Below are 14407 nucleotides of genomic sequence, written 5' to 3'. Positions count from 1 at the left end.
ATGTTAATCATCAGCGTTGATAGCCTCGACGCCCGTCAATTTCATGCCATCACCGGCCAGGACAAGTTCCACCAGGTGATGGACGGCATTGATGCTGCTTTCGCCGCGGGCTTTGACAAGGTGAAGGTCAATACCGTGCTGATGCGTGATGTTAATCATCACCAGCTCGATACCTTTCTCGCGTGGATCCAACCCCGTCGTATTCAGCTGCGTTTTATTGAGCTGATGGAAACCGGAGAGGGCAGCGATCTGTTCCGCCGTCACCATCTTTCCGGCATGGTGCTGCGCGACGAGCTGCTGCGCCGCGGCTGGATCCACCAGATCCGCCAGCGCAGCGATGGCCCGGCGCAGGTCTTTTGTCACCCGGATTACGCCGGTGAAATCGGCCTCATCATGCCGTATGAAAAAGATTTCTGCGCCACCTGCAACCGTCTGCGCGTCTCATCCGTTGGCAAACTGCACCTGTGTCTGTTTGGCGAAGGCGGCGTCGACCTGCGCGACCTGATGGCTGAGGACGAGCAACAGGCCGAGCTGGAAGCGCGGATAGCCGAAGCCTTGACCCATAAAAAGCAGACCCATTTCCTGCATCAGGGCAACACCGGTATTACGCAGAACCTGTCCTATATTGGCGGTTAATCGTTTTCGAAAGGAGCATTCAGATGAGCCAGGCTAGCGCTGAGTTTATTCCGACCCGTATTGCTATTCTTACTGTTTCCAGCCGCCGTGGCGAAGAGGATGATACCTCCGGCCACTGGCTGCGCGAGGCGGCGCAGGAGGCGGGACACCATGTCGTCGATAAGGCGATTGTGAAAGAAAACCGCTACGCCATCCGCGCCCAGGTGTCGGCGTGGATCGCCAGCGATGACGTGCAGGTGGTGCTGATCACCGGCGGGACCGGGTTCACCGAGGGTGACCAGGCGCCGGAAGCGCTGCTGCCGCTGTTTGACCGTGAGGTCGAAGGCTTTGGCGAAGTGTTCCGTATGCTGTCGTTCGAAGAGATCGGCACCTCGACGCTGCAGTCCCGGGCCGTGGCCGGCGTCGCCAACCGCACGCTGATTTTTGCCATGCCGGGCTCGACCAAAGCCTGCCGCACGGCGTGGGACAACATCATTGCCCCGCAGCTGGATGCTCGCACCCGTCCGTGTAACTTCATTCCTCACCTGAAGAAATAATCTATGTCACAACTGACCCATATTAACGCCGCGGGCGAAGCCCATATGGTGGATGTCTCCGGCAAAGCGGAAACGGTGCGCGAAGCGCGCGCCGAGGCTTATGTCGAAATGCAGGCGGCGACGCTGGCGATGATTATCGACGGCAGCCACCATAAAGGCGATGTGTTCGCCACCGCGCGTATCGCCGGGATCCAGGCGGCAAAACGTACCTGGGAGCTGATCCCGCTGTGTCATCCGCTGATGCTGAGCAAAGTGGAAGTCAATCTGCAGGCGCAGCCGGAGCATAACCGGGTGCGCATTGAGTCACTTTGCCGTCTGACCGGTAAAACCGGCGTTGAGATGGAAGCATTGACCGCCGCCTCCGTTGCCGCGCTGACCATCTACGACATGTGCAAGGCGGTGCAAAAAGATATGGTCATTGGCCCGCTGCGCCTGCTGGCGAAAAGCGGCGGCAAGTCCGGCGATTTTAAGGTGGACGAACGCCATGATTAAGGTTCTGTTTTTCGCCCAGGTGCGCGAACTGGTCGGCACCGATGCCCTGACACTCGACGCCAGCGACCTGGCAACCGTCGAGGCCGTGCGCCAGCAGCTTGCCGCGCGCGGCGACCGCTGGGCGCTGGCCCTGGAAGAGGGCAAGCTGCTGGCGGCAGTCAACCAGACGCTGACCGCGTTTGACCATCCGGTCGCCAGCGGCGACGAAGTGGCGTTCTTCCCGCCGGTGACCGGAGGCTAAGATGACGCAAACTCGTATCGTGGTTAGCCCGGCACGCTTTAGCGTCGGCGATGAGTATCCGTGGCTGGCCGAGCGCGATGAAGACGGTGCGGTGGTTACCTTCACCGGTAAAGTGCGCAATCACAATCTTGGCGACAGCGTAAAAGCGCTGACCCTCGAGCACTATCCGGGGATGACCGAGAAATCACTGGCGGAAATTGTCAACCTGGCGCGCGAGCGCTGGCCGCTGGGCCGGGTGACGGTTATCCACCGCATCGGCGAAATGTGGCCGGGGGAAGAGATTGTGTTTGTCGGCGTCACCAGCGCCCACCGCGGCAGCGCCTTCGCCGCCGGCGAGTTTATTATGGACTACCTGAAAACCCGCGCGCCGTTCTGGAAGCGTGAGGCGACGCCGGAAGGCGAACGCTGGGTCGACGCCCGCGACAGCGATCGTCAGGCGGCAGAGCGCTGGTAGTGTGATACGCTTACAGGGTGAAACTTTGTTAATCAGGAGAGAGTCATGGACAGATATCCGCGTTCCGATTCAATCGTGCAGGGCCGTACCGGCCTGCAGACTTACATGGCGCAGGTATACGGCTGGATGACGGTTGGCCTGCTGCTGACGGCGTTTATCGCGTGGTTTGCGGCGAATACCCCGGCGGTGATGATGTTCGTCTTTTCGAGCAAAATCACTTTCTTTGGGCTGATTATTGCCCAGCTGGCGCTGGTGTTTGTGCTGTCGGGAATGGTGCAGCGACTGAGCGCCGGGATGGCCACCACGCTGTTTATGCTCTACTCGGCGCTGACCGGGCTGACGCTGTCGAGCATTTTTATCGCCTATACCTACTCATCGATCGCCAGCACCTTTGTGGTCACCGGCGGGATGTTCGGGGCGATGAGCTTGTATGGTTACACCACGAAGCGCGATCTGAGCGGCTTCGGCAGCATGCTGTTTATGGGGCTGATTGGCATCGTGCTGGCATCGCTGGTCAACCTGTGGCTGAAGAGCGAGGCGCTGATGTGGGCGGTGACCTACATTGGGGTGGTGCTGTTTGTCGGCCTGACGGCGTATGACACCCAGAAGCTGAAAAACATCGGCGAGCAGATTGATACCCGCGACAGCGCTACGCTGCGTAAATACTCGATCCTCGGGGCCTTAACGCTGTACCTGGACTTTATCAACCTGTTCCTGATGCTGCTGCGTATTATGGGCAACCGCCGCTAACCTCTTAATATCAGAGGGTTGCATCTCCTAACGCCCGGCAAGCGCAGCGCCGCCGGGCGATATATCAGGCACGGTACCCGTGATTTTGCCGGGTGGCGGCTGCGCCTTACCCGGCCTACAGGATCCTCTCACAGGCTCACACCCCGTAGGCCCATGCAAGCGCAGCGCCGCCGGGCGATGGCATCAGGCACGGTACCCGTGATTTTGCCGGGTGGCGGCTGCGCCTTACCCGGCCTACAGGATCCTCTCACAGGCTCACACCCCGTAGGCCCGTGCAAGCGCAGCGCCGCCGGGCGATGGCATCAGGTACGGTACCCGTGGTGCTGCCGGGTGGCGGCTGGCGCCTGACCCGGCCTACAGGAGCCTCTCACAGGCTCACACCCCGTAGGCCCGTGCAAGCCGCAGCGCCGCCGGGCGAGATTTCAGGCACGGTACCCGTGATGTTGCCGGGTGGCGGCTGGCGCCTTATCCGGCCTACGGTGCGTGCGACCTGTCGTTAATTTATTCACCTTTCTTGCTGAAACTGCCGGTGCTGACGGCCTCAAAATCGCTGAGACGTTCCCGGAAGGTCGGGGCAGCCCGCATGGATGCGGGCTGAGGGCCGTGTTTTGCAGGGACGCTGCCTCGGCCCGACCCGAAGCCTGCAGGGATAAGTCGAAGGCACCACGAAGTGGCGATTTTGCTGGCCGGAGCCCGGGGGTACAGGGGGCGGCGGCGACTGGCCGCCCCCTGTGCGCTCCCTGCGCCATGAATGACATAACGCAGAAGACTAACCGGGAGCGCAAACTACGCTGAAGCCACAGATAATATAAACAACCACACCGCAGTGCTTCCCCTCACCCTGTCCCTCTCCCGGAGGGAGAGGGAACCGTCCGGCTGGGGTTTAGACCTGCCAAGCGCAGCGCCGCCGGGCAAGATATCAGGCACGGTACCCCTGGTATTGCCGGGTGGCGGCTGGCGCCTTACCCGGACTACAGGATCCTCTCACAGGCTCACACCCCGCAGGCCCGGCAAGCGCAGCGCGACCTGGCGGTGTCATTCGCGGGCCAGCTTGCGCTCGTTCTTTTGCCGCAGCTTTTTCGCCCGACTCTCCAGCAGCAGATAAGCCACCGTCGCCAGCAGCAGCGGCAGGAAATAATAGAGCGCGCGCCAGGCGAGCAGGGCGGCGATAATCGCGCCCTTCGAAATCTCCTCTCCGGAGAGCATGGCGATAAACACCGCCTCCAGCACGCCGATACCGGCCGGAATATGAACGATCACCCCGGCGATACTGCTCACCAGCAGCACCCCTAATACCAGGAAATAGTTAATTTCGCTGCCCAACAGCAGCCAGATTATCGCCCCCATCGCCATCCAGTTCGCCGCCGAAATCCCCATCTGCAGCAACGCGAAGCGCCAGGAGGGCAGCACCAGCCGCTGGCCTTTAATCGTCAGGTGACGGCGTTTGGCAAACGCGCAACCGAACAGATAGCAAAGCGTAAGGATCAGCATCACCCCGCCGATAATGCGCAGAGTGGTCTGGCTGATGTACCAGTGCGGCGGCAGCTTCACCAGATCCGCCGTAAATATCACCCCACCGAGCAGGATATAGCCCAGCCAGTTGGTGGTAATGCTTAAGGAAAAAATACGGGTGATGGTGCCGCCGTTGAGCCCCAGCCGCGAGTACAGCCGGTAGCGCATGCCGATCCCGCCGACCCAGGTGCTGAGCGTCAGGTTAAAGGCATAGCAGATAAACGACACCAGCATCACCTGGCGTTTCGCCAGCTTATGCCCACAATAGGCCCGGCCAAGCAGATCGTAGCAGCCGTAGATCAGATAGCTGACGATGACCAGCGCAATGGCGCTAAACAAGGCCAGCCGATCGTAGCCGCGGATCACCTTCCACACGTCCTGCCAGTCGACTTTTTGCGCGTAAATCACCAGCAGGACGATCACCGCGATAAAAAAGAGCACGGTAAGTACTCTTTTCGCCATCCGCCAGCGGGGATGCGATTTGCTCATAGCGGATTATCCCTGGTTTGTGAGTCGACACGATCCTGGGTTTCAATCTCCGGCTGCACCGGCGGGCTGACCCTGGCCAGCCGCGGCGTATGGGCTGGTAGCCAGCCGACCCACGCCGGGAAGTGGCGCAGAAAGTGGAAGGCCATCACGCTGACGCCCAGCCGCCACCAGTTGCGTTTCGGCAGCATCGTTTTATCGATCCGCTGGCAATCCCTGGCGATAAGCCCGTTAAGGTTATCGCGCAGCGTCTGGTTAAACACCCGGTCGTGGATAATCAGATTGGCTTCCAGATTCAGCGACAGGCTCAATGGATCCAGGTTGCTCGACCCGACGGTGGCCCAGTGGTCATCCGCCAGGGCGACCTTGCCATGCAGCGGACGGCGGCGATATTCGTAGATCTGCACCCCGCCCTTAACGAGATAGTGATAGAGCAGGTGGGCGCCAAACTTCACAATCGGAATATCCGGCTCGCCCTGGACGATCAGCTTGACCCGCACGCCGCGTCGCGCAGCGTTGCGCATCGCATGCAGCAGGCGGTAGCCGGGAAAGAAATAGGCGTTGGCAATGATCACCTCCCGGCGGGCGCTGGTGAGCATCTTCAGGTAGTGGCGTTCGATATCGTCGCGGTGATCCTGGTTGTCGCGCCAGATGAACAGCGCCTGCGCCTCGCCGGGAGTCTGGTTGATCTCTGGCTGGTGGCGACGGCGGCGCCACCAGCGGCGGGCGGTTTCGCTGTTGGGCAGGTTCTCCAGCTCGAACTGGAGAATATCAAGCACCACCGGCCCCTCGACCTGCACCGCATAATCCTGTTTCGCCTCCGGGCCGTAGTCGCTCATATGCTCGGCGGAGTAGTTGATGCCGCCGACAAAGGCGGTGGTGTCGTCAATCACCACGATTTTACGGTGCATCCGACGGAACAGGTTGGTGCGCATCCCCATCAGCTTAGGGCGCGGATCGTAGTAGCGAAAAATCACCCCGGCGGCGGTCAGTTCGCCGACAAACTCATCGCTGAGATCCGGCGAGCCGTAGCCGTCAAGCAGCACCTCCACCTGAATACCGCGGCGGGCGGCTTTCAGCAGCACCGCGTGCAGCCGCCAGCCCACCTCATCTTCAAACCAGATAAAGGATTCGAGGATCACCCGCCGGCTGGCGCGACCAATAGCCGCAAACAGCGCCGGATAGTACTGGTCGCCGTTCTCCAGTAGCGTAATGCGGTTGCCTTCCTGCCAACGACATTTCACAAGTGTATCTCCACGCTAAGGGGCGCATGATCGGACAGATGCCGCCATTGTTTGAGGGCCAGCGCCTTCGGGTGGCTGGCGTGGGCGTTTTTGACATAAATACGATCGAGGCGCAGCAGCGGAAAACTGACCGGAAACGTACGCGCCGGCCGTCCGCGGGCGCGGGTAAAGATCTCTTCCAGCCCGGCTTGCGCTTTTAACGGCTGATTCGCCTGCTGACGCCAGTCGTTAAAATCCCCGGCCACCACCACCGGCTCACCGGCGGGGAGGGTATTGACCCATTCTGCCAGCATGGTCAACTGCGCCTGCCGTTGGTCGGCGCGTAAACCCAGGTGAACGCAGATCACATGGATCGTCACGCCGCTCTCTGGCGGCACGATGCGGCAGTAAAGCAGACCACGTTTCTCGCCGTTGCCGACTGAAATATCCCGATTTTCATAGTATTCAATGGGAAAGCGCGACAGTACGGCATTGCCGTGGTGGCCTTCCGGATAGACCGCGTTGCGCCCGTAGGCGTAATCGCTCCACATGGTGTCGGCGAGAAATTCATAATGGGTGGTATCTGGCCAGTTCTCGATGTGCAGCGGGTGAACCTCGTGAGCGCCCATCACTTCCTGCAGGCAAACAATATCCGCGCTGACGCTGCGCACGGCGTCGCGCAACTCGGGCAAAATAAAACGCCGATTAAACGCCGTAAAGCCTTTATGGGTGTTAATTGTCAGCACGTTCAACGAAAATCCCGACGTTGGCTCAGCCATAATTCTCCAGTAAATGTCACTTTCCTGAATAAAATAGTGTAGTAGACGTCACAAAAAGATGCGGTGTTACGGAATTTTCCGTAAAGTGCGGTACTCTGAGTAGCAGAGAAAAATCCTTCAGGAGAGAAGCCATGAAGTGGCAACAACGTGTACGCGTCGCAACAGGTCTTAGTTGCTGGCAGATTATGTTGCATCTACTGGTCGTGGCAGTGCTGGTGATGGGATGGATGAGCGGCGCGCTGGTGCGCGTCGGATTGGGGCTGTGCGTCCTCTATAGCGTCACGCTGCTGGCGATGCTGTTTTTGCAGCGTCACCACGAGGCGCGCTGGCGCGATGTGGGAGACTTCCTTGAGGAGCTCACCACCACCTGGTACTTTGGCGCGGCCATGATAGCGCTGTGGCTGCTGTCGCGCGTGCTGCACAACAACCTGCTGCTGGCCCTCGCCGGGCTGGTGATACTGGCAGGCCCGGCGGTGGTCTCGCTGCTGGCGAAAGATAAAAAACTACGCAATCTTTCTTCGGAACATCGCATACGCCGCTGAGCCGGTGGTGGCCGCTATGACCAGTAGCGGCCACAAACTTCCCCACACAATCTTCAGACTCGCATCCTTCAGATAAATTTGCTTGGTGATATCGGTAAAATGGCGGATCGGGTTTATCCAGGTCAGATCCTGCAGCCACTGCGGCATATTTTCCACCGGTGAAACGTAGCCCGAAAGCAGGATCGCCGGCATCATAAAGACGAACACGCCGATAAACGCCTGCTGCTGGGTGGCGCACAGCGATGAAATCAATAAACCGAAGCCCACCAGCGATAAGCCATAAATCACCATCGTGAAATAGAACAGCAGCAGCGAGCCGGCAAACGGGATCTGATAGGCCCAGATACCAATCGCCAGCACGATAGTCGCCTGCAGGGTGGCGACGATCAGCGCCGGCACTGCTTTGCCAACGAAGATTTGCCAGGTGGCGAGGGGCGAGACCAGCAGCTGATCGAGGGTACCCTGTTCGCGCTCGCGGGCCACCGACAACGACGTCACGATCATCACCCCGATGGTGGTGATCATGGCGATAAGCGACGGCACCACGAACCACTTATAGTCGAGATTCGGGTTGTACCAGTTGCGCACCACCAGTTCGCTGTTGTTCGGCTTCGCTTTCCCCTCCAGCAGCTCCTGCTGATAGTTTTTTACGATCTGCTGCAGGTAGTTGGCGGCGATTTGCGCGCTGTTGGAGTTGCGCCCGTCGAGCAGGAGCTGCAGCGGGGCGGTTTGATAGTTGTCGAGATTACGCGAGAAATCCGCCGGGAAGCGTACCACCAGCAGGGCTTTTTGTTCATCGATGGTCGGCTGGATAGCCTGCGGGCTTTTCAGCAACAGGACGTGGGTAAAGGCTTTGGCGCGGGCGAAGCGCTGAGTGAGTTCCACCGCGTGGCGGCCGCTGTCTTCGTTGTAGATGGCGATGGTGGCGTTGGTCACCTCCAGCGTCGCGGCAAAGGGAAACAACAATACCTGAATCAGCACCGGCATGATTAAAATTGCCCGCGTTTGCGGCTCGCGCAGCAGCGACTGCAGCTCTTTGCGGATCAATGTCCATAAACGGTGAAACATAATTGCTCCTTTGGCCCATTCAACCACGCCGGGCGGCACTGCGTTTGCCCGGCCTGGGGGATCGGCGAACCGTATAATCGATGTTGGTTAAACCGTAGGCCCGGTCAGCGCAGCGCCACCGGGCAAAACCTAATCCAGACGCCGCTTGGTTTTTAACCACGTCAGGCCGATAAACATCACCGCCGACGCAATCAAAAACAGCACATTCACCAGCAGCACCACCGGAATATTGCCCGCCAGAAACAGGCTTTGCAGGGTGTTGACGAAATAGCGCGCCGGGATCACGTAGGTCACCGCGCGGATCACCGCCGGCATACTGTCTATCTGGAAAATAAACCCGGACAGCATAATCGACGGTAAAAACGCGGCATTCAGCGCCACCTGCGCGGCGTTAAACTGGTTGCGGGTAATGGTTGAGATCAGCAGCCCCATCCCCAGGGTGCTGAGCAAAAACAGACTGGTGATGACAAACAGGATCGGCAGCGAGCCGCGATAGGGCACGCCGAGAATAAATACCGACACCAGCATACAGAGCAACATCGCCAGCATGCCGAGGAAATAGTAGGGAATGAGCTTGCATAGCAGCAGTTCGGCGCGGGTGATCTCCGTCGACAGCAGCGCCTCCATGGTGCCGCGCTCCCATTCGCGCGCCACCACCAGCGAGGTCAGGATCGCGCCGACCACGGTCATGATGATGGTAATTGCGCCGGGGATAATAAAGTGCTGGCTAATAGCCGCCGGGTTAAACCAGTAGCGCATCTGCACGTCGATCAGCGGTTCAAAGGTTTCGCCGCGGTCTTCCGCCCGCTGCTGCTGCCAGATCTGCCAGATACCTTCCACGTAGCCCTGAGCGAAGTTGGCGGTATTGGGCTCGCTGCCGTCGGTGATGAGCTGCAGCGGTGCGTCGGCGCCGGCGCGGGCCATCTGGCGGTCGAAGTCCACCGGAATGACCACCATGGCGCGGATGCGCCCGGCCTGCATCATTTGAATCAGTTGCTGGCGATTATCGCTGACCGTGGCGTCGATATAGGGCGAGCCGGTCATGGTATGGACGAAATCCAGCGCCTCTTCGCTCTGTTGCTCCAGCAATACGCCGACCCGCAGTTTGCTGGAGTCGAGGTTAATGCCATAGCCGAAGATAAACAGCAGGAGTAGCGGGATCACCACCGCGATCAGCCAGCTGCTGGGATCGCGGACGATCTGCCGGGTCTCTTTCACGCACAGGGCGCGGACCCGCCGCCAGGAGAGAATGCTATTGCTCATGGCTATTCTCCTTATCCCAGCGGTTAATCAGGGTAATGAACGCCTGCTCCATGGTCGGGTCCGTCTGGCTGTCATCCGCTGCCTGGGCCTTCAGCGCGTCCGGGGTGCCGCTGGCGATAAGTTTACCGTGGTAAACCAGCCCGATACGGTCGCAGTATTCCGCCTCATCCATAAAGTGGGTGGTCACCATCACCGTCACCCCTTTATCGACCATGCTGTTGATATGCAGCCAGAACTCGCGGCGGGTGATGGGGTCGACGCCGGAGGTCGGTTCATCGAGAAACAGAATATCGGGCTCATGCATCAGCGAGCAGGCCAGCGCCAGCCGCTGCTTGTAGCCGAGCGGCAGCTCGTCGGCGGCGTGACGGGCGATACTTTTCAGGCCAAAGGCATCGCTCATTCGGGCGATTTTTTCATTTTGCGCCCGGCCGCGCAGGCCATAGACGCCGGAGAAAAAGCGCAGGTTCTGCTCGACGCTGAGGTTGCCGTACAGCGAAAATTTTTGCGCCATATAGCCCAGATGTTGGCGCGCCTTGCCAGAGCTGACCTTAAGATCCATCCCCAGAACCAGCGCTTTGCCGGAGGTGGGCACCAGCAGGCCGCACATCATTTTGAAGGTGGTGGATTTCCCGGCGCCGTTGGGGCCGAGCAGGCCGAAAATTTCACCGCGCTTAACCTGGAAATCGACGTGGTCGGTAGCGGCGAAATCACCAAACTTTTTCGTTAACGACTGGGCTTCAATGACCGTTTCGTCTTTGCTGCCGTCAACACGATGGATAATCGCTCCCAACGGCGATTCGGCGGTTCCCGCTCCGCCGAGCAGATCGATAAACGCATCTTCAAAGCGCGGCGCGGTGTCGGCCACCTGCAGCGGCGGCATGTCGCCATGCTGCTGGACTTCCTCAATGCGGGCGTCCTTTTTCAGGATCAGGCGCACCGATTTGCCCTGGATCACGCCATCGCTGACCTGCGGCAGTTTCAGCACCCGCTGCAGCAGACGGCGGTTGTTTTCCTGTGGGCTGGAGACGAGGAAACTGCGCCCGGCCATGGTTTGCGTCAGCGCCGTCGGCTCACCCTGGTAGAGCAGTTTGCCTTCGTTCATCAGCAGCACGTCGCGGCATTGTTCCGCTTCATCGAGATAGGAGGTGCTCCACAGGATCAGCATGCCGTCGCCGGCCAGCTCGTGCACCATCTGCCACAGCTCGCGGCGCGAGATAGGGTCGACGCCGACGCCGGGCTCATCCAGCAGCAGTACTTTCGGGTCGCCCACCAGGGTACAGGCGAGCCCCAGCTTTTGCTTCATGCCGCCGGAAAGCTTGCCTGCCAGCCGTTCGGTGAACGGGCCAAGGGAGGTGAACTCCAGCAGACGGTCGAAAATTTTCTTCCGCGCCTCGCCGGTGACGCTGCGCAGGTCGGCGTACAGGGTCAGGTTTTCCATCACCGTCAGATCTTCATACAGGCCGAACTTCTGCGGCATATAGCCGAGCACCGCGTGCAGGGCGCTGTCGTCTTTTAGCGGGTCGAAGTCGATCACGCTGGCGCGGCCCTCATCAGGCTTGAGCAAACCGGCCAGCATTCGCATCAGGGTGGTTTTCCCCGCGCCGTCGGGCCCCACCAGCCCGGTGACGTAGCCGGCGTGGATCGTGCAGGTGAGCGGCGCCACCGCTGGCCTGTCCATTCCGGGAAAACGGCGGCTCAGACCGTTTAAGGCAATGATGGCCTCACTCATGTCCGTTCCCGTGGTTAAAGGAGACGGTCACCGGCATCCCCTGGCGCAGGGCGCCGTCGGCATCGTTCACCACAATACGCAGACGATAAACGAGGTCGGTACGCAGATCCGGCGTTTCAACGGTCTTCGGGGTGAATTCAGCGCTTGGCGAGACAAAGCCGATTTTGCCGTGATAGGGCTTATCCGGCCGGCTGTCGGTATACAGCAGCACTTCACGTCCCGGCTGCGCCTGACCAAGGTTTTTTTCGTCAACATAGGCGCGGACCCATACCGGATGGGTTAACGACAGCGTCAGTACGGTGCCGCCGGCGTTGAGCATGGTGCCGGGCTCGACGGCGCGGGTCATCAGCGTACCGTCGGAAGGGGCGGTGAGCACGGTATCGTGCAGGTCCAGTTTGGCCTGGGCCAGCGCCGCCTGCGCCTGTTCCAGACTGGCTTTGGCCTGGGCAATCTCCTGCGGGCGGTTACCGGCGCGATACTGACGCAGTTTATCCTGCGCCGATTTGAGCGTTGCCTGCGCCTGGTCGCGTGAGGAGCGGGCGTTCTCCAGATCGTTGGCGGAAATCGCGCTGCTGGCGCGCAGCCCGAGCTGGCGCTGATAAAAGTTTTGCGCATAGTCGTAAGCGGCTTGCGCCTGTTTCACCGCCGCCGCGGCCTGGGCAATCTCTTCCGCGCGGTAGCCGGCCATCATCAGGTCATACTGCGCCTGGGCGGTGGAGACGTTGGCCTGGGCCTGCAGCAGGGCATTTTCATAAGGCGCGCGATCAAGCTCGCCGAGAGTTTGCCCGGCGCGGATGCTGTCGCCTTCGTCGACGGTCAGCGAAGCCAGTCTGCCGCCGACGCGGAAGCTCATGTTGACGGTGCGGATATCGACATTGCCATACAGGGTCAGCGGCTGCTGCCGGCTGCTCTGGTACCACCACCAGCCGCCGCCCAGCGCGGCGAGAAGAATCACGATCAGCAGAATGACGACGACGGGTTTTTTCATCAGCCCAAACTCCTTTGCGATAACCCATGCAGAATGAAATCGATATGACAGGTAATGACCTCGAAAATCTGTTCGGTCTTTTGCGCGTCAAACTGCGTCCAGCCGGTGCGTAGCAGGATGGTTTCACGCCCAAGACGGAAAGCCAGCACCTCGCCCAGCAGGGCGTGGGTGTGGAGGATCATTTGCGTATCACCGGCATCGCGGCCTGTCCAGGCGGCAATCAGCCGGGTGAGATAGTGGTGCAGGGGGGCGATCACCTGCTGGTGGATCAGATGGTAGGCGGCGGTCGGCGCCAGCTGCTCACGGGAAATGAATTTGCTTAAGTTGACCGTATCATCCTGGGTCAGCAGCAGGATCATGTTATGGCAGGCGTTGAGAATGAGGGCGCGTATTGCCTGGCGATCCGGCGACTTCCCGGCGAGCAGGGCCTCCGCCGCTTCGGCCTGTGGGCGAAAATTGTCGCCGATAAAATCGGCGATCCATTGGGCACAGGCGAGATATAAGTCGTCTTTCGAGCCAAAATAATAGGTGATAGCGGCGATATTCTGCCCGGCCTGGGCGGCGATATCGCGGGTGGTGGCATGCTGACCATACTCGCCAAACTGGGCGATAGCGGCCGCGATAAGCTGATTTTTTGCCTGTTCGCCTTTACTGGTCATCGCGCTCGGTAAAAGTTAATCAATCGATTGATTAACTTTAGGCCTCGATCGGCGGTTTGTCCACCAGCCGGGATCAAATATGGAACCCTTCCTCCTTCAGCTCCCCGGCGACCCAGGCGAAGAAACGCTGGACCTTCTCCTTCTGTTCATTGGCATGGGGAAGAACGAAGTGGTGCGCGCCGACCGGCATACTCCGCTCGTCGTCAAATACCGGCGTCAGCTGCCCCTGACGCACGTGCCCGCCGGCCAGCAGATTGCTTTCGAGGATCACGCCCATCCCCATTCTGGCCGCCTCGATGCTCATGTACGACCGGTCGAAATTAAAAATGAAGTTTTTATGCCAGCCGCGGACCTTGTGCCACGACAGCCAACTGCTCCAGTTAATTAAGGTGCTGTCGGAGTGGATCAGATCGCAGGCCAGCAGATCTTCCACCGCATGCACAGGATGGCTGGCTAAATAAGACGCTGCGCTGTAGGGCAGGACACACTCATTTTTAATGGTTCTGACCAACAGCGTTGGCCACTGTGATAGCCCGTGACGAATATCGATATCAATATTATCCCGGGAGAACTGGATGCTTTCGTAGGAACAGGTCAGGCTGATTTTTAACTCCGGCCACGCCTGGCGAAATTTATCCAGGCGAGGCATCAACCACAGCAGGCCGAAGCTCGGCGCCGAGTGAATACGTAAATAATCCTGATGGATATCATTGATCACCTGGCTGGTGGCCTGGCCAATCATATTCAGCGCCCCGGAGACCTCTTTGAGATATTTTTCTCCCACCGCCGTTAACATGACGCCTTTACTGCTGCGGGAGAACAGTTTTTTCCCCAGAAAGTGCTCCAGGCTGGCTATCTGATGGCTGACCGCCGAGGCGGTAATATTGAGATTCTCTGCGGCCAGGTTGAGGCTGCCGGTAGCGGCGACTTCAATAAAGGCCTGGATATTGCGTAAAGAGGGCATCGGCAAATTTTTATTGGGCAGCGGTTGACTCATGGCAGCATCCTGGGCTGGGCGTTTCTAAAAGAAAATAGCGAACAGCGTGGCG

15 protein-coding genes and 1 pseudogene are annotated in these 14407 nt (G+C 59.5%); 7 read left to right on the top strand and 9 right to left on the bottom strand.

What is annotated here, in order from left to right; translation table 11 throughout:
• Window positions 1-9: 9 nt before the first annotated feature.
• From moaA to SP68_RS17790, 6 genes and pseudogenes are all read left to right on the top strand, one after another.
• Window positions 10-636: pseudogene (gene moaA, locus SP68_RS17815) on the top strand (GTP 3',8-cyclase MoaA); the annotation flags it as partial.
• A 23-nt stretch (window positions 637-659) separates the two neighbouring features.
• Complete coding sequence (gene moaB, locus SP68_RS17810) at window positions 660-1172, top strand: molybdenum cofactor biosynthesis protein B (RefSeq protein ID WP_008805747.1); 513 nt, start codon at window positions 660-662, stop codon at window positions 1170-1172.
• Window positions 1173-1175: 3 nt separating this feature from the next.
• The gene (gene moaC / locus SP68_RS17805) at window positions 1176-1664 is read left to right on the top strand and encodes a cyclic pyranopterin monophosphate synthase MoaC (RefSeq protein ID WP_008805748.1); all 489 of its coding nucleotides are present in this window, start codon (window positions 1176-1178) and stop codon (window positions 1662-1664) included.
• Window positions 1657-1905, top strand: coding sequence for a molybdopterin synthase sulfur carrier subunit (moaD, locus tag SP68_RS17800; RefSeq protein WP_008805749.1), 249 nt, complete (start codon window positions 1657-1659; stop codon window positions 1903-1905). Before moaC ends, moaD begins: the two co-directional genes overlap by 8 nt.
• 1 nt (window position 1906) lies before the next feature.
• Window positions 1907-2359 carry a molybdopterin synthase catalytic subunit MoaE gene (gene moaE, locus SP68_RS17795; RefSeq protein WP_008805750.1) on the top strand — a complete coding sequence of 151 codons (453 nt, stop codon included), beginning with the start codon at window positions 1907-1909 and terminating at the stop codon, window positions 2357-2359.
• A gap of 45 nt (window positions 2360-2404) precedes the next feature.
• The gene (locus tag SP68_RS17790; protein WP_004142079.1) at window positions 2405-3109 is read left to right on the top strand and encodes a Bax inhibitor-1/YccA family protein; all 705 of its coding nucleotides are present in this window, start codon (window positions 2405-2407) and stop codon (window positions 3107-3109) included.
• Between the two features lie 1035 nt (window positions 3110-4144).
• On the opposite strand, the gene SP68_RS17785 is transcribed toward SP68_RS17790, so the two are convergent.
• Genes SP68_RS17785 through SP68_RS17775 form a run of 3 tightly spaced genes read right to left on the bottom strand, consistent with a single transcriptional unit; the run spans window position 4145 to window position 7109 of the window.
• A complete protein-coding gene (locus SP68_RS17785) occupies window positions 4145-5110 on the bottom strand; it encodes a lysylphosphatidylglycerol synthase domain-containing protein (protein ID WP_008805752.1) in 966 nt (321 codons plus the stop codon).
• A complete protein-coding gene (gene clsB, locus SP68_RS17780; RefSeq protein ID WP_008805753.1) occupies window positions 5107-6351 on the bottom strand; it encodes a cardiolipin synthase ClsB in 1245 nt (414 codons plus the stop codon). Before clsB ends, SP68_RS17785 begins: the two co-directional genes overlap by 4 nt.
• A complete protein-coding gene (locus SP68_RS17775; RefSeq protein WP_008805754.1) occupies window positions 6348-7109 on the bottom strand; it encodes an endonuclease/exonuclease/phosphatase family protein in 762 nt (253 codons plus the stop codon). Before SP68_RS17775 ends, clsB begins: the two co-directional genes overlap by 4 nt.
• Window positions 7110-7240: 131 nt before the next feature.
• Here SP68_RS17775 and SP68_RS17770 point away from each other — a divergent pair, with 131 nt between their 5' ends.
• Window positions 7241-7651, top strand: a complete 411-nt coding sequence (locus SP68_RS17770) for a YbhQ family protein (RefSeq protein ID WP_012542390.1) — start codon at window positions 7241-7243, stop codon at window positions 7649-7651.
• Here SP68_RS17770 and SP68_RS17765 read toward each other — a convergent pair.
• The 6 genes from SP68_RS17765 to SP68_RS17740 form a co-directional block, all read right to left on the bottom strand.
• Complete coding sequence (locus SP68_RS17765) at window positions 7613-8719, bottom strand: ABC transporter permease (RefSeq protein ID WP_012542389.1); 1107 nt, start codon at window positions 8717-8719, stop codon at window positions 7613-7615. The genes SP68_RS17770 and SP68_RS17765 overlap by 39 nt on opposite strands.
• Before the next feature lie 129 nt (window positions 8720-8848).
• On the bottom strand, window positions 8849-9982 hold the full coding sequence (locus SP68_RS17760) for an ABC transporter permease (RefSeq protein WP_008805757.1): 1134 nt from the start codon (window positions 9980-9982) through the stop codon (window positions 8849-8851).
• Window positions 9972-11711 carry an ATP-binding cassette domain-containing protein gene (locus SP68_RS17755; protein ID WP_040973981.1) on the bottom strand — a complete coding sequence of 580 codons (1740 nt, stop codon included), beginning with the start codon at window positions 11709-11711 and terminating at the stop codon, window positions 9972-9974. Before SP68_RS17755 ends, SP68_RS17760 begins: the two co-directional genes overlap by 11 nt.
• Window positions 11704-12699 carry a secretion protein HlyD gene (hlyD, locus tag SP68_RS17750; protein WP_008805759.1) on the bottom strand — a complete coding sequence of 332 codons (996 nt, stop codon included), beginning with the start codon at window positions 12697-12699 and terminating at the stop codon, window positions 11704-11706. Before hlyD ends, SP68_RS17755 begins: the two co-directional genes overlap by 8 nt.
• Window positions 12699-13358, bottom strand: coding sequence for a transcriptional regulator CecR (gene cecR / locus SP68_RS17745; RefSeq protein ID WP_008805760.1), 660 nt, complete (start codon window positions 13356-13358; stop codon window positions 12699-12701). Before cecR ends, hlyD begins: the two co-directional genes overlap by 1 nt.
• A 73-nt stretch (window positions 13359-13431) precedes the next feature.
• Window positions 13432-14355 carry a LysR substrate-binding domain-containing protein gene (locus SP68_RS17740; protein WP_012542386.1) on the bottom strand — a complete coding sequence of 308 codons (924 nt, stop codon included), beginning with the start codon at window positions 14353-14355 and terminating at the stop codon, window positions 13432-13434.
• Window positions 14356-14407: the final 52 nt, after the last annotated feature.

The organism is Klebsiella variicola, assembly GCF_000828055.2.
GTDB classification, from domain to species: domain Bacteria; phylum Pseudomonadota; class Gammaproteobacteria; order Enterobacterales; family Enterobacteriaceae; genus Klebsiella; species Klebsiella variicola.
Note: the sequence above shows the minus strand (reverse complement) of the source record. Positions and strands in the feature narration are given on the sequence as shown.